Origin of the sequence: Chryseobacterium oranimense (assembly GCF_900129755.1) — a bacterium.
In the GTDB taxonomy this organism is placed as follows: Bacteria; Bacteroidota; Bacteroidia; order Flavobacteriales; family Weeksellaceae; genus Chryseobacterium; species Chryseobacterium oranimense.
Genome location: NZ_FQWT01000001.1, coordinates 376,909 through 393,495 on the forward strand (window position 1 = coordinate 376,909; position 16,587 = coordinate 393,495).

Sequence of the window (16,587 nt, forward strand, 5' to 3'; positions counted from 1 at the left end):
AGGTTTTGAAGGTCTATGTGGTTTATTATTATGCAAATAGCAACTTATTTATTTTCGGCAAGATCTTTCACTATTTCCAGCCCTTTTGTAAATCCAGTATTCATGTGTTCTTCCCATTCTTTTTCGGTCTGGACTTCTGCATGAAGCTTTGTTTTTCCCTCCAGGTCAATAAGAATATATTTTTCGAAACAGCCGCTCCATTCCATCACTTCCTTACTCCTTGTATCTTCGTTGCCTTCTTTGTCTACCATTCCCAGATGCTTAAAAATAATCTGGTGTGGTTCGTCAAGACTGTCAATGGTTGATACCATTCCTTCACCTTCTCCATTCAGGAAATAGGTCTTCCCGCCAACTTTCCAGTCGGATTTCATTACAGATCCTGCACCGAAGAATCGGGTCCATTCGGCATAGGTACCGCTATCCCAAAGAACATCCCAGACTTTCTGTGGTGATGCATTGATTTCTATTTCGTATGATAAGGTTTCCATATTTCAGATTTTGTGGTTGGTGCTTTTATAATTGGTTCTCCGAGAGGTTTTTTACAATCCCCAAAGCTGTCGGGAATTTTTCTTCAAAAAAGTCTTTAAACTCTTCAGTAGTATTGATTTCAATTTTCAACAGGGTTCCTGTAGGTATTTCCTCTAAAATATACGCTTCTGTCGCTTCACCCCAATCCTGCTCACTTTCTACTCCATTATAAATCTCTCCGAGGTGCAGGAATTTCATTTCCTGATTGGCTATATTTTTCTCAACACGGCTGTACATTCCATTATTGTTGGGGTCAAGAAATTTAATGATGCTTCCTTCTTCGAAACTGCCCATGTAAAAGGAGCCCTCCATAAATGCAGTAGTCCACTGCCTGTAGGTCATATCACTCCAAAGGACGTCCCATACTTTCTCGGGATCTGCATCAATTTGAATTTCAAAAAATATTTTCTGCATTGTTTTTTATTTAAATGTTAGATTTCAGACGTCAGATTTAGATGATAGATTCTAAAATTTAGTTAATGATTATCCTTGATTTCTATTTTAGTTCTAAGTTTTTACTTATCCGCCTACAAAATCTCCGCCATTAATATGGATCACTTCACCAGTAATGTAAGTAGCATCTTCAGAGGCAAGGAAAACATAGGCCGGTGCAACTTCTGAGGGCTGTCCCGCCCGTTTCAAAGGAGTATCTTTTCCGAAGGTTGAAAGATCATCAAAGGTCTCTTTCACAAGAGGTGTCCATATGGGGCCGGGAGCAATTCCATTGACCAGTATTTTTTTCTCAGCAAGATTAGCCGAAAGGGATCGGATAAAGGATAAAATAGCCCCTTTAGTAGCCGCATAATCAATGAGGTGATCACTTCCCCGGTAAGCTGTAACTGACGTTGTGCAAATAATCCGGCCTCCCTCACCTATCAGCGGTAAAAAGTCCCTTGTAAAAGAAATCATGGAAATAATATTGGTATTGAAAGTTTCCACAATCTGTTCATCAGAGATTTTTTCAAGACTGTTTTTAGAGGTATGAATTCCGGCGTTATTAACCAGAATATCCAGGTTATTCCAGGTCTTTTTTATCTTATCAATACATTTTGACCGGAATGTTTTCTTCGTGAGGTCGCCTTTGATGAGAATGCATTGCTGCCCTTCTTTCTCAACGAGTTTTTGGGTTTCTCTGGCATCGTCATCGCTTTCTTTATAAATTATTGCAACATCAGCTCCTTCTCTTGCAAAGTGAACGGCTACAGCCTGGCCTATCCCACTGTCACCACCTGAGATGACTGCTTTTTTCCCGGTGAGTTTCCCACTTCCAAGATAATTGTTCCGGATGATTTCAGGAAGGAGACCTTCCTTAGGCACTTTTGATTTGGATTGTGACTTGTTCTGTGTTTTCATAAGCAAATCTTTTATACATCACATCAAACAGCAAGCCGAAACAGGAGTAAAAACGGAAAAAAAGTGAAATAAAACAACTGAATTCACATTTTAACTTTATGAATTATAAGCCTCTTCCAAATCTTTGATGATAATATTCTTCATTTTCATAATAGCCTGAATCACTTTGTTTACTTTATCTTTATCAGGATCACTGATCAGTCTCATCGATTGTCTGGGGAAGATCTGCCAGCTTAGTCCGTACTGATCTTTTACCCAGCCGCAGACTTCCTCACTTCCTCCTTCACCGGAAAGACTGTTCCAGAAATAATCTGTTTCTTCCTGACTATCCGTCATGACTACCATTGAAATTCCTTCATTAAAATCGAACTGGTGATCATAGGAATTATCCATGCAGAACATGCTATAACCATTTATTGTGAAATGAGCATGCATTATATGTTCCGGATTTTCACCTGATTCTCCTCCGTCCATATATTTTGAGATATTTCCGATCGCTGAATTGGGGAAAATTCTGGTATAAAACTTCATGGCATCTGCAGCTTTTCCGTTATTCTCATGGATAAACATAAGGGTAGGCACCAACTTCTGGTCACTTGCTTTTTCACCAAGAAATAACTGCCAGGTTACTCCGTAACGATCGCGGATCCAGCCGTATTTCTTACTCCACGGATAGGTTCCGAGATCCATCAGGGCTGTCCCTCCGTCCTTCAGCTGATCCCAATACCGTTGCACTTCGTCTTCGGTATCACAGATCACCATAAAAGACACTGAAGGATTTTTCTCTTTCTCAGGACCATTCAACAGCATTATCGTTTGTCCGAAAAGTTCAATATTGATAACAATCTGTGTATCTGCAGTTATTTTGCCGCCGAATATCTTGCAATAAAAATCTGCTGATTTTCCGGCATCGCCATTGAATAAAATACATGGAAAGATATTGTTGTTCATCACTTTTAGATTTTGAAGTTATTATGAAAAGTAAATGAGTAAAACCGCAAAAAAGCGAAAAGGCTAAAAAGCAAATTTCCTTTTTGCCTTTAAGAATTATAAGCTTCCTCCAAATCCTTTATAACAATTTTCTGCATTTTCATCATTGCCTGAACTACTTTCTGACTTTTTTCCTGATCGGAATCATTCATGAGCTGAATAAGCCTTTTGGGAACAATCTGCCAGCTCAGCCCATATCTGTCTTTCAGCCAGCCGCACATACTTTCTCTTCCGCCTTCTGAAGTAAGGGTATTCCAAAGACGATCGGTTTTTTCCTGACTGTCCGTCATTACTACGATAGAAATTCCTTCATTAAAATCAAACGGGTGATCATAAGAATTATCCATGCAGAAGAAGCTGTAGCCATCAATGGTAAACTGGGCATGCTGTACATTTTCAGCAGGTTCCGGTATGGGATGGCCTTCACTTCCGTCACCATATCTCAAAATATTTCCAATGCCTGAATTCGGGAAGGTTTGGGTATACCATTCCATCGCTTCTTTTGCTTTTCCGTTATTCTGATGAATGAACATCAGCGTAGGAACAATTCTCTGCGATTCCGGCTTATCTCCCAGGAACAGCTGCCAGGTAACTCCGTACTTATCCTGAACCCATCCGTATTTTTTGCTCCACGAATAGGAATCCAAAGCCATAAGGGCAATGCCTCCTTCTATCAGTTTGTCCCAGTATTGCTGAACCTCATCTTCTGTTTTGCAGATTACCATAAAGGAAACTGACGGATTCTTTGTAAAATGGGGACCTCCGTTCAGGAGCATTACTTTCTGTCCGAAAAGGTCAATGTTCATGACAACGGGAGTGTCTGCCGTGATTTTCCCGTCAAAAACCTGACAATAGAACTCCGCGGCCTCTTTTGATTCTGTATCAAACCAGAGACAAGGGAAAATATCGTTATTCATACTATTCATTTTAAGGTGGTACATATAGTTTTATTGGTCATTGCTGATCCGGATGATGAAATTCTCCGATTATGTATTATCGTCAGCTTTTGAAAGAAACATGATGTTTTTCCATATGGTTTTTCAGTTTCTGCATGGTATTTCTTCCGAAACCATGAAGCTTCATGATTTCCTGTTCAGAATAATCCGAAAGTTTTTCAAGAGAGTCAATTTTCTCTCTTTCCAAAGCTCTTCTTGCCGGTACAGCAATAATGCCATACAGGAAATTATTTTTAGTGACATGATTAACAGCACAAATGGAGCTTAAACATTTTGCCATTATAACCAGATTTATCATGACCTGTCAATGCTTTTTTAATGGTTTTCAACGTATTTGTGAAAATTATTGAGGATAGCATACCAGCCATCCCGCTGCATTTCCACAGAATTCTGTTTTTCAGGATCAAAAATTTCGGTCACTTTTGTGGTGTTTTCGTCTATCTTCTCAAAGATAACTTCCACTTTCCGGCCGTCTTCCATATGGTATTTGATATTGGCATTCGGGATTACCTCATCGTAGAATCCTTCGAAATCAAAGCCAAAGCTTTTATCTTTTGCCTCCATTCTGGTCCTGAATTTCCCTCCTACCCGCAGATCATTTTCTGAACTTGGGCATTCCCAGGATTCATGGGCGAAATTCCATTTTGTAATATGTTTAGGATCGTTGAAATAATTCCAGACTTTTTCTACCGGGGCTAAAATTGTGATGTCTATCTTAATCGGGTCCATAGTTTCTATTTTTTTAATCGTTGTAAAAAGGCAGCCCGGACCGGACTGCCCTCATAATTTAGTTAAAGATAAGACTATTTTGTATATCCTTCGTTATAGTTCACCATCCAATGAACTCCGTATTTGTCCTGGAAACTTCCGAAATAATCGCCCCAGAACTGGTCTTCAATAGGCATTTCTATATTTCCTCCTTCAGAAAGACCTTTGAAAAGCCTGTCTGCCTCCTCCTTTGATTCCGGGAAGATGGATACATAGTTGTTATTTCCCACGTTAAGGGTTTGCCCGAATGCAGGAACAATATCTGAAGCCATCAGAAGATCACCTCCGATTGGTAACGCTATATGCATCACTCTGTTTTTATCTTCTTCCGATAAATTTTCGGTTCCGGGAGCATTTCCCATTTTATGAATCTCTCCAAGAAACTCTCCTCCGAAAACAGATTTGTAAAAATTGAAAGCTTCTTCTGCTTTTCCGTCAAAATTTAGGTATGGATTTAATTTAGCCATGATTTCTGATTTTTAAATGTTTTTATTAATTAGTTAGTTAGCTAGTTTATGTTTTAGTTTACTGAAGCGCCTAAGTATGTTTTAAAAATTTAATGGTTTCATTAACGGTCAGATTTATCAGATCAGCATCGGTATTTCCTTCAAAATCTGCCATCATGTATGAGCCGTGACCAGCCGGAAGAATCAAAAGCCGAGATCCGGGAACCAGCCGCCACATTTCTGCCACATGCTCCGGCTTCATCACATCTCTGTCTCCACTGATGAATAATGTCGGAGCTTTTATAGATGTTAATATCTTTTCGTCCCAGTCTTCAAACGTCTGCATTCTTTTGCTGTCTTTTTCAAACATGTTTTGCAGCTTTGAAAAATCCGGGTTCAGGTTAAGAAAATTGATTTTAAGGGGCTCCGGCATTGATTCCAAGGTAGCTTCTGCCATACTTTCAAAAAAACCGTCCATCATTCCGTTTTTTTTGTAGAATGCAGAGGCAATAATGATTTTTTCAGTTAGTGCAGGGTAAAGATGGGCAATCTGCATCACGGTATTTCCTCCGTTACTGAAACCCCAGAATGAAGCTTTATCAATAGAAAGTTCCTTTAGAAGGGCAGCAACATCGTGAGCATCCTGCTCAAAGGTTTCGGGAATATCGCGATGATCTGTCATTCCATGGTTCTGTAGGTCAATGCCAATCAACTGAAAGCTATTTTCAAGCCGGGAAATAATTTCTTTATAATCAAACAAAATAGAGGACCCTCCGCCATGAATAAGCACCAAAGGTTTTCCGGAGCCGTAAATTTCATAGTACATCCGGATTCCGTTGACCTGATGATAGCCTTTTTCTTTAGGTTCCATCCCTTAATATTTTAAATTTTCATCTACATCATACTTCATTCCCGGATAGTCCAGAATTTTTCTCATAAGGCCTATTTGTCCGCATAAATAATCTTCACGCCCTATACACATTCCTGCAAAATTGAGCTTGGTTTCCGGAACGAAAGGAATATTCATTCCGATTTGGAAAATTTCATCCAGTTCTTCATCGGTAGCCTCTAAGAGTTTCTGATATACTTTTGGCGAAATATCATGGAAGTTTTTCTCCAGCTCATCTAAACCGGGATACTTGAAGCTTTCGTCCAATGCCTTTCCCTGGAAGAAAAGCTCCCCATTGGGATCTTCATCTCTGAGTCCTAAAACCCAGCCCAGCCCATAACGCATGTTGACAAAGTTTCCTGCCATCCAGACAATATGATTGGTTTTTCCTTCAATCCTTTTCAGGGCATCTTCTTCCGAAATGCCTTCCAGAGCATTAAGAAAGCTTTGGGAGTGCATTCTGTACGCAGGAATGATAACCTCTAATTTTTTTGATTTTGGTGTGTCCATTGTTTGATTTTTTAGTTGTTTTAAAATGATATCTTTCCGGATACTTAAGGGATAAAGCCTATTCTGATGCTATTTGATGGCACCCGGTTTTCCTAAAATTCTTCTGAGGTAACCCAGCTGTCCGCTGTGATAAATTTCGTGAAGACAGAAAATAGCAATATCATTAATGGTTTCGGGATTAAAACTTTCCAGACTGATGAGTTTCTGTTCCAGTCTGTCTTGAGATTTTTGCAGGTAAGACTTTAATTCATCAAAAGCAATCAATTCGTCTTTTCTTTCCAACGGAATCTCTCCCCTGTTGTAGAATGAAAATTTCTCGTTGTCCCATACAGGTTCTTCGCCCAGGGTATTCAGGAATGCATTTCTTATGTAAATTAAATGACCAAGGATCCAGTTCAGGCAGTTAGCTTCACCGTTTGGAAAAACCATAGATTCTTCATGGGTAATGCCGTCAATATTCATTGAAATCACTTTGTAATTGCTGAATACCTGAACTTTTACTATTTCAATATCGTTTGATTTTGTTTCCATAGCAGTAGGTTTATTTGAGTCCATGACTTGCAGACAGGAAAATGGATTGGATATTCTTCCTGCTCAGGTCATGAATACATTCAGTTTTTAAGATTGAGCAGGGAATTGAGAAACATCTGTAAAGATAACATTCCATCCATGCCCGTTGATGTCCCAAAAGGAATTCTGATACATCCATCCCTCATCCTGAGGTTCTTCATGCTGATAAGCACCGTTTTCCAGAGCCGTATTTACTACCTGGTCCACTTCTTCGCGGCTGTTCAGGCCAATGGCAACAAGTACCTGGGTGGTATCACCTTTTGGAACAGGTCTTTCAGAAAATGACTGGAAATATTCTTCTGATAAAAACATAACGTAAATACTGTCGTCTTTCATGACAACACAGATGCCTTTTTCATTAGACATCTCCTCAGCAATAGAAAAACCCAGCTTGGTCCAAAATTCCCTTGTTTTCTGTACGTCCTTCACTGGAAGGTTGACGTAGATCTGATTGATTTTCATATTATATTGTTTAGTGTTAAACTTTTAACCAAAATTACCAAGCCTTTATGAAAATCAACTTGCCATAAGACAAGATTTAATTTTTCTTTGGATGAGATACGATTTCTTTGCGGATACGGCTTAAAGAAGTATCTGTGACGCCCAGATAGGAGGCCACCTGCTTAAGAGGTGCAAACTGTAAAACCTGAGGTTTCTGCTCCAAAAGATTAAGATAACGTCTGGTGGCGGAAAGGGTAAACATTTCTACAGATCGCTGCTTGTAAACAAAAAGTTCTTTTGACATCCATGCCCTTCCCCATTCTCTGAGATTCGGTATTTTATGGAACAGTTCCTGAAAGGTCTCATAATCAAACCTCCAGCATTCACAATCTGTAATGCAGATGATATTTTCCTGGGATGGAACCCTCTGAAAAAGCGATAAAACCTCAATAATGATCTCATTATCTGCAAAAAAGTGTGTGGTTACCTCATTCCCGTTAAAATCATTTACATAGGAACGGGCAAGGCCTTTTTCCAGGATATAGTATTCGTTGGCAGTTTTTCCTTCTTGCAGAATGATATCTCCCTTCTGAAAAAAAACTTTTTCATGAGCCTGGAATATTTCTTCAAGCTCTTCATGCAGAAAAAACGGAAAGTCGTAGCAGATCTCTAAGGCTTTGCTGGTCATTGAGTCGATGTCTTTTTAAGTTTTTAAAAATATCATTTTTAATTGAATCCGTAATAAATCGAATTAAACAAAATCGATAGACAACATAAATAAAGCTGCAATAACCGTTACTAACAGTAGTTTTTAATCTTTCTAAATAATTAAACACAGACTCACATATATGCAAATACAATGTTTATAAATTTATACCATTTGAGAAATTTAGAGAATAAAATTAAGCCTTCAAAGTATATTAGAATAAAGAAAGCTGGATCGGCTTAGGGTTTTCAGGAGGTTTTGCATCTCCGAAGACCGTTTTTCCGCCGAAGCGAAACGAATTCTGTCTTTCCTCTTCGATAACCTGCTGGATATCAAAATCAGGAGTAAAATCTTTTTCGGTAGCAGCTACAATCTGATGCAGCTTGTTTAAAGTATTCAGCTTATCGGAATTTCCGAGCTTTGATTTTTCGATTCCTTTCCTGAGGATATTGATGCTTTCATCATAGGTTTTGGTAGGAACCGGGAAAGGGTGCCCGTCTTTGCCGCCATGGGCAAACGAAAACCTGGCCGGATCCGTAAACCTTGAAGGTGCTCCATGAATCACTTCACTGACCAAAGCCAGGGATTGCATAGTTCTGGGACCTACTCCTTCCAGCATCAGAAGATCTTCAAAATTTTGAGGCTGCTGTTCACGGGTTACGTATAGAAGAGCTCCCAGGCGTTTCAGATCCACGTCTGAAGCCTGTACATCATGATGGGCGGGAAGAATTAACCTTGAAAAATCTTTCATCACATCAATGGAGTCGGTATGGGAAATATCCAGAATTCCTTTCCTGTTCTCTGAAGCATCCGCATCCGTAAGATTAAGAATTTTTCCTCTTGAAATACCGTTAATCCCTGTGTGAGGTTCTTCTATAAATGATTTTATGTTTTCTGAATGCCAGTGATAACGTCTTGCCGTACCATCGGACTCGTGCATACCCTGCTGCACTACACTCCAGCTTCCATTGTCTGTCAAAATAAAATTATGGAGATAGAGCTGGTAACCATCCTGAATGGCTGTATTATCTACTTTTGCAGAAAGTTTGCTGGCTTTTACCAGTTCATGACCGTTGAGCCCTGTTTGATCAGCAATCTGAAGGAGCTCTGAAGGAGTGTCTTTTGAAAATTTTCCTTTTCCTCCACAGATGTACAGTCCCAGCGATTTTGAATTCGGATTGATGGAACGTTTCAAAGCGCCCATCACAGATGTAGTAATCCCGGAGGAATGCCAGTCCATTCCCATGACAGCTCCAAAGCTCTGGAACCAAAACGGATCCGCAAGCCTTCTGAGAACTTCGTCTTTCCCATAATCCATCAGGATAACTTCTATAATGGAAAGTCCGAGCGCAGACATACGCTCGTAAAGCCACGGCGGGACTTTTCCGTAATGTAATGGCAGATCTGCTGTTCCTGAACGTTTCATTGTACAAAGGTAGTTATCGTATTGTTATTTTTTGATGATTGGGATCATCTGTTTTATTAAGTTTTGGCTAAAGCCGTAGGATGATTATTTTTTTGAGAACGGGCTGAAGCCCGTTTCTATTGATAGATTTATTAATGTATTGAAAAGAATTCAAGATTCTGATGCTTTTCTTCATCAAATTCTTCATTGAAGATGATTTTATTTCCAAAAGGGTCATCCACAGTAAAAGAAACTGCTCCATAAAACGTTTTTTCCAGCCCGGGACGGTTGCATTTATACTTTTTATCCAGCAGCTCTTTATGGTATTCAGCAACTCCCTGTCCCCAGATAAATACCCGGCTTCCCGGAGTTCCATCACCATGATGCTCACTTAAATGAAGGAGAATGTCTCCTTTTTTCACTTCCATATAAACGGGGGTATTTTCTTCAAAATGATGTTCCCATACGATCTCAAAACCCAGCCATTCTATATAAAACTCCAAGGCTTTCCTGTAATCAAAAATTCTCAGTACCGGAATAATCTTTTCTGCTTTCATGGTTAAATGTGTTTATTGCCTATTACCTATTACCTATTGCAAAACTAAGTATGCTGAAGTATATTAATCAGGTTTCCAAACGGATCTTTTACAAAAAATCTTCGTACGCCCCAGCTTTCATCTGCCATTCCATAAGTAATTTCAAAGCCTTCCTGCTTTATTTTTTTATAGAGTTCATCTACATTATCCACTTCTATTGAAAGTAAAGGCACTTCCGTATTATTTCCGCCCTGAGCGGCAAAACTGACCTGAACTTTAGCTTCCTGATCATTTCCGAGAGTTTTGATCCATCCGTGATCCATGAGGACTTCCAGCCCTAAAATATCCTGATAAAAAAGATCAGCTTTAGAAAGATCTTCTGCTTTTATATTGGCGACAATTCTTTTGATCATTTTACAATTATTTGGAAATTCCTAAGGCCTAAAAAGCCTTGCAAAACGTAGCGTCTGCAAGGCTTTCTGCAAAAATTATTGTTTTCTATTTATTCAGGGCATCAATTGCTGCGCTGTAGTCCGGCTCCTGGGCAATTTCTGAAACCTGTTCCGTATAAACAACTTTATTGTTCTCGTCCGTCACGATCACTGCACGACTTAACAGCCCTTTCATCGGGGAATCCGTAATGGTCACTTGATAATCGTCACCAAAACTGCTTCTGAAATCTGAAAGGGTTTCCACATTATTCAACCCCTCAGCTGCACAGAATCTTCCCAGTGCAAAAGGAAGGTCTTTGGAAACATTGATCACTACGGTATTATCAAGACTTGAAGCTTCTTCATTAAATTTTCTTGCAGAAGCGGCACAAATTCCTGTATCAATACTTGGAAAGATATTGAATACTTTCTTTTTGCCGTCAAAATCAGAAAGAAGTTTCACATTCAGATTGGAATCCACCAATGCAAAATCTTTTACCGTTGTTCCTACTGAGGGAAGAGTTCCTATTGTATTTACCGGATTTCCTTTAAGTGTAATCGCTGCCATAATTTTATTTTTTAGTTTTTCAAATTTACTTAAAATAGGAAGTTTTACAGGCCAATGAAAGGTTAAATAATTCTTAAAGTGGAAATAAAAAAACTTATTTATTACAGATCATTTACCCGAAACAAATTTTAATTATATTCGCAATCCAAAAAAATAATAACCATGCGAAAAAAAATTACTTTCCTGCTCTTTGGAGTACCGGTTTTTGGTTTCGCTCAGTCTGTGATCGGTAATATCAATTCCGGGGCAGTTTCTGATACCAATTTCACGCATTCCGTAGGGGAAATCTACGTAATTCCTACCGATCCCAATCAGGCCAGTTCAGGGACTATGGGTATGTTTTACCAGTCTGTTCTGCAGGTTCTGGGTGTTAAAGAACTTGAAAAAGACAATGTCAAGATTTATCCCAATCCTACTACCGATTTTGTTCACATTACTTTAAACTCCAGAACAAAAATTGAAGAGGCTGAAGTGTATGATACTTCGGGAAGACTTGTTTTAACAATAAAACCGGATAATGGAAAACTGGATCTGCGCAGCCTGAATTCCGGGATTTATATGATCTCTTTTAAAAATCCCGATATCAAACCTATTAAAATCATTAAAAAACCTTAAAAACTAATCAAACATGAAAAAACTTTATGCTACTATAGGATTATTTATTGCTGCACTTGTAAGTGCACAGGTTCCACAGGCTTTCAGCTACCAGACAATTGCTTTTAATGCTTCGGGAGCACCTATTGCCAACGGAAATATTTCTTTAAAAGTAAGTATTCTGGAAAACAGTACTACCGGAAATGTTATATATACAGAAACCCATAACAAAACAACCAACGCCAAAGGATTGGTTAATCTTAATATCGGTCAGGGAACTCCTTCTACAGGAAATTTTTCGGGGATCAACTGGGAAGCCGGCACAAAATTCGTGAAAGTGGAAATGGATCCTCAGGGAGGTTCAAACTATACCAATGTGGGAGTTAATCAGCTGATGAGTGTTCCATATGCACAGGTAAGTAAAACTATCGTTACTGGTCCTGGCCAGGGCATTACTCTGGTATCTCCAAACGGAACCAATTATACATTAAACGTAAACGACTCCGGTATATTAAGTCTGCCTACGAATACGAGTTCATCCGGTAATACTTTACCTTCTAACTTATATACGTATGGATCATATAACTCCTTTACTCCTTCCTCTGCTGAATTACTACGGGGAAACGGCACTACGAAAGTGGGTTATAAATACCTTCAGGCCAATACCCAGATTAAATTCATAGCTTCACCAAGTAATGGTGCACAGGTTTACGGTTCAGATTCCAACGGATTCGTTACTGCTAATGGAAGTAATTATAATGTTGCGTCCAACGGATACTACCAGATTCTGATCGCTCCTAACGGCCCACAAATGAGGGCAGGTTTCTTCAACTTTGTTCCTAAAATTAAGTTTACTGCTATTTCAGGTACTACGCCTGTAACTTCTGTCACATATAATACTACTACAGGAAAATTTACGGCCCTTATCAACGGAGTTACCACCAGCACTGGAGGTTCATTTTATATCCAGCTTGCTTCAGATAGTCCAGAGTTTGAAGATTTAGGAGATAACTTAAATGATGGTTCTTTCGATATTGATGGTTCTGCCATTACTTTTCCAAATCTTTCTTCTACTCCTAAAAACTATAAACTTGAATTCGGTCTCAATTTTAACGGGACAGGAACTTATACAATTACACAATTATAAACTTAAGAGGCCAAGGCCTCTTTTTTTATTTAAAATACCTTCATAAAACAATCATATTTAGTAAATTTGTGATTCTTAAAAATCAAATAATAAATACACAAGTATAATGTCAGACAAATCAAAAATCTATTACACTCTTACGGATGAGGCTCCAATGTTGGCAACACACTCGTTTTTACCTATTGTAAAAGCTTTTACAAAATCGGCAAACATTGAAATTGCTGTCCCGGATATTTCTTTGGCAGGAAGAATTTTAGCCAACTTCCCTGAGTTTTTGAAAGATGACCAGAAGATTGGTGATGCATTGGCAGAATTGGGCCAATTGGCAACTCAACCTGATGCAAACATTATCAAATTACCAAATATTTCAGCTTCAGCTCCTCAGCTTGACGAAGCTATTGCTGAATTACAATCTAAAGGTTTCGCAGTTCCTAACTACCCTGCAGAGCCTAAGAATGATGAAGAGAAAGCAATTAAAGCTAAATACGCCAAAGTTTTAGGAAGCGCTGTAAATCCTGTGTTAAGAGAAGGAAATTCTGACAGACGTGCTCCAAAAGCAGTTAAAAACTATGCAAAAGCCAATCCTCACAGAATGGGTGACTGGGCTTCCGACAGCAAAACAGACGTTGCTCATATGGATGGAGGGGATTTCTACGGAACTGAAACTTCAACAACTGTAGAAAGCGCTACAAAATTCAAAATTATATTCAAAGGTAACGACGGTGCTGAAACTTTACTGAAAGATTTCGCAGCGCTGCAGGCCGGAGAAGTAATTGATTCTTCTGTAATGAACCTAAACTCGTTGAAAGCATTTGTTCAAAAAGCAATTGATGAGGCTAAAAGCAGAAACGTACTTCTTTCCGCTCACCTGAAAGCTACGATGATGAAGATCTCTGATCCGATTATTTTCGGTGCTATTGTAGAAACTTATTTCAAAGATGTTTTCACTAAATATGCTGAAACCTTCAAGTCTTTAGATGTTAACCCAAATAACGGTCTTGCTGATCTTTTCGAAAAAATTAAAGGAAATGCTCAGGAAGCTGAAATCAAGGCTGATATTGAAGCGGCTTTAGCAAACGGACCAAGAGTAGCAATGGTAAACTCTGACAAAGGAATTACCAACTTCCACGTTCCTTCTGATATTATCGTTGATGCCTCTATGGCCGCTCTGGTAAGAGGTGGAGGTAAAATGTGGAACAAAGACGGAAACGAAGAAGATACGGTTTGTATTATCCCGGACCGTTCTTATGCAGGTTTCTACCAGTCTGTAATTGATGATATGAAAGCGCACGGAAAACTGGACCCTACTACGATGGGTTCTGTTCCGAACGTAGGATTGATGGCTCAGAAGGCTGAAGAATATGGTTCTCACGATAAAACTTTCCAGGCATCTGCAGACGGAACTATTGAAGTTCAGGATGAAGCCGGAAACGTACTTCTTTCTCAGAAAGTAGAAAAAGGAGATATCTTCAGAATGTGCCAGACTAAAGATGCTCCAATCCAGGACTGGGTAAAACTGGCTGTTAACAGATCCAGATTATCCGATACACCTGCTATTTTCTGGTTAGATAAAGGAAGAGCACACGACAGAGAGATCATCAAGAAAGTAGAAAAATACCTTAAAGATCATGATACAACAGGTCTTGACATCAGAATTCTTGATGTAAAAGATGCCATGACCGAAACTCTTAAAAGAGCAAGAGAAGGAAAAGATACGATTTCTGTTTCAGGAAACGTGCTGAGAGATTACCTTACTGACCTTTTCCCAATCCTTGAGCTGGGTACTTCTGCGAAAATGCTTTCTATTGTTCCATTGATGAACGGAGGAGGTTTATTTGAAACAGGTGCCGGAGGTTCAGCTCCAAAACACGTTGAACAGTTCCTGGAAGAAGGTTATCTGAGATGGGATTCTCTGGGAGAATTCCTTGCACTTCAGGCTTCTTTGGAACACTTGGCTCAAACACAGGGAAATACTAAATCTCAGGTTTTAGCTGATGCACTGGATGAAGCTAATGCTAAATTCTTAGCTACCGATAAATCTCCTGCAAGAAAAGTGGGACAGATCGATAACAGAGGTTCTCATTTCTACCTAGCCATGTACTGGGCAGAAGCTCTGGCCAACCAGACTGCGGATGCTGAACTGGCAGCTCATTTTGCTCCGGTTGCAACAGCATTGAAGGAAAGCGAAGCCGTTATCAACGAAGAACTGATAAGCGCTCAGGGTAAACCTCAAAACATTGACGGTTACTACAAAACTGACACATACAAAACGTATGCGGCAATGAGACCAAGCACAGTTTTAAATGAAATTATTGACGGAATTTAATTTCAGAATTAATATATTATATAAAAAAGCTCCTTTTTTAAGGAGCTTTTTTATATTAAATACTTTCAATGCGGAGAGAATTTTTTAAGATTATGGAATATCTATTTTTTAAATTTTATCTTCCACAATCACCCTTCTGTGCTCTCTCCCCCAATTGATCATCTCTGCAATGATTTTCCCGAATGTCCTGCAGTATTCCGTAGGTTCATATTCTATTAAAACCGGAGTATCGGGGTAAACATTACGTTTGACCAGTTTATTCAGCTCCATATCTTTTAACTCTTTTGAAAGCATTCTTGTGGTAATTCCCGGTATACTACGTTCGATCTCGCGAAAACGTCTGTGTCCGTTACAGATTGAATTGATCACAGGAATTCTCCATTTTCCTCCAATAAAATAAAGGGTATCCTGTAAGGCTCTTAGTTCTTCGGTTTGGTCTCTTTCCATAAATGCAAAGTTAAATGATATCATTAATGATACTGATATACTCTATGATACTGATTACAAAAGTATACCAATTTGAAATAACTTTGTCAAAAAATTTTAGAAAATGAATACATTTAAGAACAAATTAGCCATTGTGACCGGAGGAAACAGCGGAATTGGCTATGCAGCTGCAAAGGAATTAATAACAGAAGGGGCAACGGTGATTATTACCGGAAGAAGAAAAGAAGCTATTGAAAAAGCAGCTGAAGAATTGGGAGCCATCCCGTTTGTAGCAGATCAGGGTAAATTAGAAGATATTGAATCTTTAAAATCAAAGGTCGAAAATCAGTTTGAAAAAGTTGATATCTTGTTTATTAACGCAGGAATCACAGGAACATTAGGCTCAATTGAAAATATGAGCTCAGAGAATTTCGATCAGGTAATGGATATCAATTTCCGGGGAGCTTATTTCACATTAAGCAAATTCATTCCTTTATTAAATAATGGTGCTTCAGTTGTTTTTTTATCATCGGTTGTCGCATCCACTTACAAACCCAACAGTTCGGTTTACCAGGCAAGTAAAGCCGCTTTAAATTCAATTGCCAAAACAGCTGCTGCAGAATTAGCACCAAGAAAGATCCGTGTCAATATGGTAAGCCCCGGACCTACGAAAACAAACATCATGACTAAGGCAGGTCTGGATAAAAAGACGTTGGAAGGACTTGATGAATGGCTGATTGATCAAATTCCTTTGAAAAAAATGGGAACTGTGGAAGATGTTGCAAAAGCAGTACTGTATTTATCAGACAATAATTTGGCAAGCTTTATAACAGGTACGGAAATTATCATTGACGGAGGAATGGCGCTGTAGTTGGAAGTAAGGAGGCTGGAGGTTTTATAAGAACATAATTAACCTCCAGCTTTCTTTTTACCCTTAAAAATTCCATTTTCACCTTTTGATTTGTCTGGTTCGCCCAATTTTATATTTCACAATCTT

General features: G+C 38.9%; 22 protein-coding genes. 4 read left to right on the plus strand and 18 right to left on the minus strand.

The window, feature by feature from the left end:
* Nucleotides 1–44 precede the first annotated feature (44 nt).
* The 17 genes from BUB03_RS01685 to tpx form a co-directional block, all read right to left on the minus strand.
* Complete coding sequence (locus BUB03_RS01685) at nucleotides 45–488, minus strand: SRPBCC family protein (RefSeq protein ID WP_073059811.1); 444 nt, start codon at nucleotides 486–488, stop codon at nucleotides 45–47.
* Nucleotides 489–513: 25 nt separating this feature from the next.
* Entirely contained in the window at nucleotides 514–942 is a 429-nt protein-coding gene (locus tag BUB03_RS01690; RefSeq protein ID WP_040994459.1) for an SRPBCC family protein, read from the minus strand.
* Between the two features lie 105 nt (nucleotides 943–1,047).
* Nucleotides 1,048–1,881, minus strand: coding sequence for an SDR family oxidoreductase (locus tag BUB03_RS01695; RefSeq protein ID WP_073059813.1), 834 nt, complete (start codon nucleotides 1,879–1,881; stop codon nucleotides 1,048–1,050).
* A 96-nt stretch (nucleotides 1,882–1,977) separates the two neighbouring features.
* On the minus strand, nucleotides 1,978–2,832 hold the full coding sequence (locus BUB03_RS01700) for a VOC family protein (protein WP_073059814.1): 855 nt from the start codon (nucleotides 2,830–2,832) through the stop codon (nucleotides 1,978–1,980).
* A gap of 89 nt (nucleotides 2,833–2,921) precedes the next feature.
* Nucleotides 2,922–3,788, minus strand: coding sequence for a VOC family protein (locus BUB03_RS01705; protein ID WP_073061252.1), 867 nt, complete (start codon nucleotides 3,786–3,788; stop codon nucleotides 2,922–2,924).
* A gap of 82 nt (nucleotides 3,789–3,870) precedes the next feature.
* On the minus strand, nucleotides 3,871–4,107 hold the full coding sequence (locus BUB03_RS01710) for a DNA-directed RNA polymerase subunit alpha C-terminal domain-containing protein (RefSeq protein ID WP_228417735.1): 237 nt from the start codon (nucleotides 4,105–4,107) through the stop codon (nucleotides 3,871–3,873).
* Between the two features lie 35 nt (nucleotides 4,108–4,142).
* Complete coding sequence (locus tag BUB03_RS01715; RefSeq protein ID WP_073059816.1) at nucleotides 4,143–4,556, minus strand: SRPBCC family protein; 414 nt, start codon at nucleotides 4,554–4,556, stop codon at nucleotides 4,143–4,145.
* Nucleotides 4,557–4,630: 74 nt separating this feature from the next.
* Nucleotides 4,631–5,062, minus strand: a complete 432-nt coding sequence (locus tag BUB03_RS01720; RefSeq protein ID WP_040994451.1) for a VOC family protein — start codon at nucleotides 5,060–5,062, stop codon at nucleotides 4,631–4,633.
* Nucleotides 5,063–5,132: 70 nt separating this feature from the next.
* The gene (locus tag BUB03_RS01725; protein WP_073059818.1) at nucleotides 5,133–5,912 is read right to left on the minus strand and encodes an alpha/beta fold hydrolase; all 780 of its coding nucleotides are present in this window, start codon (nucleotides 5,910–5,912) and stop codon (nucleotides 5,133–5,135) included.
* A gap of 3 nt (nucleotides 5,913–5,915) precedes the next feature.
* Nucleotides 5,916–6,440 carry a hypothetical protein gene (locus tag BUB03_RS01730; RefSeq protein WP_073059820.1) on the minus strand — a complete coding sequence of 175 codons (525 nt, stop codon included), beginning with the start codon at nucleotides 6,438–6,440 and terminating at the stop codon, nucleotides 5,916–5,918.
* Between the two features lie 69 nt (nucleotides 6,441–6,509).
* Nucleotides 6,510–6,971, minus strand: coding sequence for a hypothetical protein (locus BUB03_RS01735; protein WP_073061257.1), 462 nt, complete (start codon nucleotides 6,969–6,971; stop codon nucleotides 6,510–6,512).
* Nucleotides 6,972–7,058: 87 nt separating this feature from the next.
* Nucleotides 7,059–7,472 (minus strand): VOC family protein, encoded by a 414-nt coding sequence (locus BUB03_RS01740; RefSeq protein WP_040994448.1) that lies wholly within the window; start codon nucleotides 7,470–7,472, stop codon nucleotides 7,059–7,061.
* Nucleotides 7,473–7,548: 76 nt separating this feature from the next.
* Nucleotides 7,549–8,139 carry a Crp/Fnr family transcriptional regulator gene (locus BUB03_RS01745; RefSeq protein ID WP_073059822.1) on the minus strand — a complete coding sequence of 197 codons (591 nt, stop codon included), beginning with the start codon at nucleotides 8,137–8,139 and terminating at the stop codon, nucleotides 7,549–7,551.
* Nucleotides 8,140–8,371: 232 nt separating this feature from the next.
* The gene (locus BUB03_RS01750) at nucleotides 8,372–9,583 is read right to left on the minus strand and encodes a DUF763 domain-containing protein (protein ID WP_073059824.1); all 1,212 of its coding nucleotides are present in this window, start codon (nucleotides 9,581–9,583) and stop codon (nucleotides 8,372–8,374) included.
* A 131-nt stretch (nucleotides 9,584–9,714) separates the two neighbouring features.
* Nucleotides 9,715–10,119, minus strand: a complete 405-nt coding sequence (locus tag BUB03_RS01755; protein ID WP_073059826.1) for a glyoxalase superfamily protein — start codon at nucleotides 10,117–10,119, stop codon at nucleotides 9,715–9,717.
* Between the two features lie 44 nt (nucleotides 10,120–10,163).
* Nucleotides 10,164–10,511: a glyoxalase superfamily protein gene (locus BUB03_RS01760; RefSeq protein ID WP_073059828.1), complete on the minus strand. Its 348-nt coding sequence runs from the start codon at nucleotides 10,509–10,511 to the stop codon at nucleotides 10,164–10,166.
* An 85-nt stretch (nucleotides 10,512–10,596) separates the two neighbouring features.
* Nucleotides 10,597–11,097 carry a thiol peroxidase gene (tpx, locus tag BUB03_RS01765; RefSeq protein WP_040994440.1) on the minus strand — a complete coding sequence of 167 codons (501 nt, stop codon included), beginning with the start codon at nucleotides 11,095–11,097 and terminating at the stop codon, nucleotides 10,597–10,599.
* 162 nt (nucleotides 11,098–11,259) lie between these two features.
* Here tpx and BUB03_RS01770 point away from each other — a divergent pair, with 162 nt between their 5' ends.
* The 3 genes from BUB03_RS01770 (at nucleotide 11,260) to BUB03_RS01780 (ending at nucleotide 15,164) form a co-directional block, all read left to right on the plus strand.
* Complete coding sequence (locus tag BUB03_RS01770) at nucleotides 11,260–11,712, plus strand: T9SS type A sorting domain-containing protein (RefSeq protein WP_073059830.1); 453 nt, start codon at nucleotides 11,260–11,262, stop codon at nucleotides 11,710–11,712.
* Nucleotides 11,713–11,725: 13 nt separating this feature from the next.
* On the plus strand, nucleotides 11,726–12,838 hold the full coding sequence (locus BUB03_RS01775) for a cadherin repeat domain-containing protein (protein ID WP_073059831.1): 1,113 nt from the start codon (nucleotides 11,726–11,728) through the stop codon (nucleotides 12,836–12,838).
* A 106-nt stretch (nucleotides 12,839–12,944) separates the two neighbouring features.
* Nucleotides 12,945–15,164 carry an NADP-dependent isocitrate dehydrogenase gene (locus tag BUB03_RS01780; RefSeq protein WP_073059833.1) on the plus strand — a complete coding sequence of 740 codons (2,220 nt, stop codon included), beginning with the start codon at nucleotides 12,945–12,947 and terminating at the stop codon, nucleotides 15,162–15,164.
* Between the two features lie 108 nt (nucleotides 15,165–15,272).
* Here the strand turns inward: BUB03_RS01780 and BUB03_RS01785 are convergent, their stop codons facing one another.
* Nucleotides 15,273–15,611 (minus strand): winged helix-turn-helix transcriptional regulator, encoded by a 339-nt coding sequence (locus BUB03_RS01785; RefSeq protein WP_040994435.1) that lies wholly within the window; start codon nucleotides 15,609–15,611, stop codon nucleotides 15,273–15,275.
* A gap of 103 nt (nucleotides 15,612–15,714) precedes the next feature.
* Between BUB03_RS01785 and BUB03_RS01790 the strand changes: the two genes are divergently transcribed.
* Nucleotides 15,715–16,461 carry an SDR family oxidoreductase gene (locus BUB03_RS01790; RefSeq protein ID WP_073059835.1) on the plus strand — a complete coding sequence of 249 codons (747 nt, stop codon included), beginning with the start codon at nucleotides 15,715–15,717 and terminating at the stop codon, nucleotides 16,459–16,461.
* The last annotated feature ends 126 nt before the right edge of the window (nucleotides 16,462–16,587 follow it).

What these genes read in the sequence shown, in the direction of transcription:
- BUB03_RS01725 (WP_073059818.1), bottom strand. Translation starts at nt 5,912, where the DNA reads ATGGAACCTAAAGAAAAAGGCTATCATCAGGTCAACGGAATCCGGATG.
- BUB03_RS01790 (WP_073059835.1), top strand. Translation starts at nt 15,715, where the DNA reads ATGAATACATTTAAGAACAAATTAGCCATTGTGACCGGAGGAAACAGC.
- BUB03_RS01760 (WP_073059828.1), bottom strand. Translation starts at nt 10,511, where the DNA reads ATGATCAAAAGAATTGTCGCCAATATAAAAGCAGAAGATCTTTCTAAA.
- BUB03_RS01750 (WP_073059824.1), bottom strand. Translation starts at nt 9,583, where the DNA reads ATGAAACGTTCAGGAACAGCAGATCTGCCATTACATTACGGAAAAGTC.
- BUB03_RS01715 (WP_073059816.1), bottom strand. Translation starts at nt 4,556, where the DNA reads ATGGACCCGATTAAGATAGACATCACAATTTTAGCCCCGGTAGAAAAA.
- BUB03_RS01740 (WP_040994448.1), bottom strand. Translation starts at nt 7,472, where the DNA reads ATGAAAATCAATCAGATCTACGTCAACCTTCCAGTGAAGGACGTACAG.
- BUB03_RS01690 (WP_040994459.1), bottom strand. Translation starts at nt 942, where the DNA reads ATGCAGAAAATATTTTTTGAAATTCAAATTGATGCAGATCCCGAGAAA.
- BUB03_RS01705 (WP_073061252.1), bottom strand. Translation starts at nt 3,788, where the DNA reads ATGAATAACGATATTTTCCCTTGTCTCTGGTTTGATACAGAATCAAAA.
- BUB03_RS01775 (WP_073059831.1), top strand. Translation starts at nt 11,726, where the DNA reads ATGAAAAAACTTTATGCTACTATAGGATTATTTATTGCTGCACTTGTA.
- BUB03_RS01720 (WP_040994451.1), bottom strand. Translation starts at nt 5,062, where the DNA reads ATGGCTAAATTAAATCCATACCTAAATTTTGACGGAAAAGCAGAAGAA.
- tpx (WP_040994440.1), bottom strand. Translation starts at nt 11,097, where the DNA reads ATGGCAGCGATTACACTTAAAGGAAATCCGGTAAATACAATAGGAACT.
- BUB03_RS01700 (WP_073059814.1), bottom strand. Translation starts at nt 2,832, where the DNA reads ATGAACAACAATATCTTTCCATGTATTTTATTCAATGGCGATGCCGGA.
- BUB03_RS01770 (WP_073059830.1), top strand. Translation starts at nt 11,260, where the DNA reads ATGCGAAAAAAAATTACTTTCCTGCTCTTTGGAGTACCGGTTTTTGGT.
- BUB03_RS01745 (WP_073059822.1), bottom strand. Translation starts at nt 8,139, where the DNA reads ATGACCAGCAAAGCCTTAGAGATCTGCTACGACTTTCCGTTTTTTCTG.
- BUB03_RS01735 (WP_073061257.1), bottom strand. Translation starts at nt 6,971, where the DNA reads ATGGAAACAAAATCAAACGATATTGAAATAGTAAAAGTTCAGGTATTC.
- BUB03_RS01710 (WP_228417735.1), bottom strand. Translation starts at nt 4,107, where the DNA reads ATGGCAAAATGTTTAAGCTCCATTTGTGCTGTTAATCATGTCACTAAA.
- BUB03_RS01780 (WP_073059833.1), top strand. Translation starts at nt 12,945, where the DNA reads ATGTCAGACAAATCAAAAATCTATTACACTCTTACGGATGAGGCTCCA.
- BUB03_RS01685 (WP_073059811.1), bottom strand. Translation starts at nt 488, where the DNA reads ATGGAAACCTTATCATACGAAATAGAAATCAATGCATCACCACAGAAA.
- BUB03_RS01695 (WP_073059813.1), bottom strand. Translation starts at nt 1,881, where the DNA reads ATGAAAACACAGAACAAGTCACAATCCAAATCAAAAGTGCCTAAGGAA.
- BUB03_RS01730 (WP_073059820.1), bottom strand. Translation starts at nt 6,440, where the DNA reads ATGGACACACCAAAATCAAAAAAATTAGAGGTTATCATTCCTGCGTAC.
- BUB03_RS01755 (WP_073059826.1), bottom strand. Translation starts at nt 10,119, where the DNA reads ATGAAAGCAGAAAAGATTATTCCGGTACTGAGAATTTTTGATTACAGG.
- BUB03_RS01785 (WP_040994435.1), bottom strand. Translation starts at nt 15,611, where the DNA reads ATGGAAAGAGACCAAACCGAAGAACTAAGAGCCTTACAGGATACCCTT.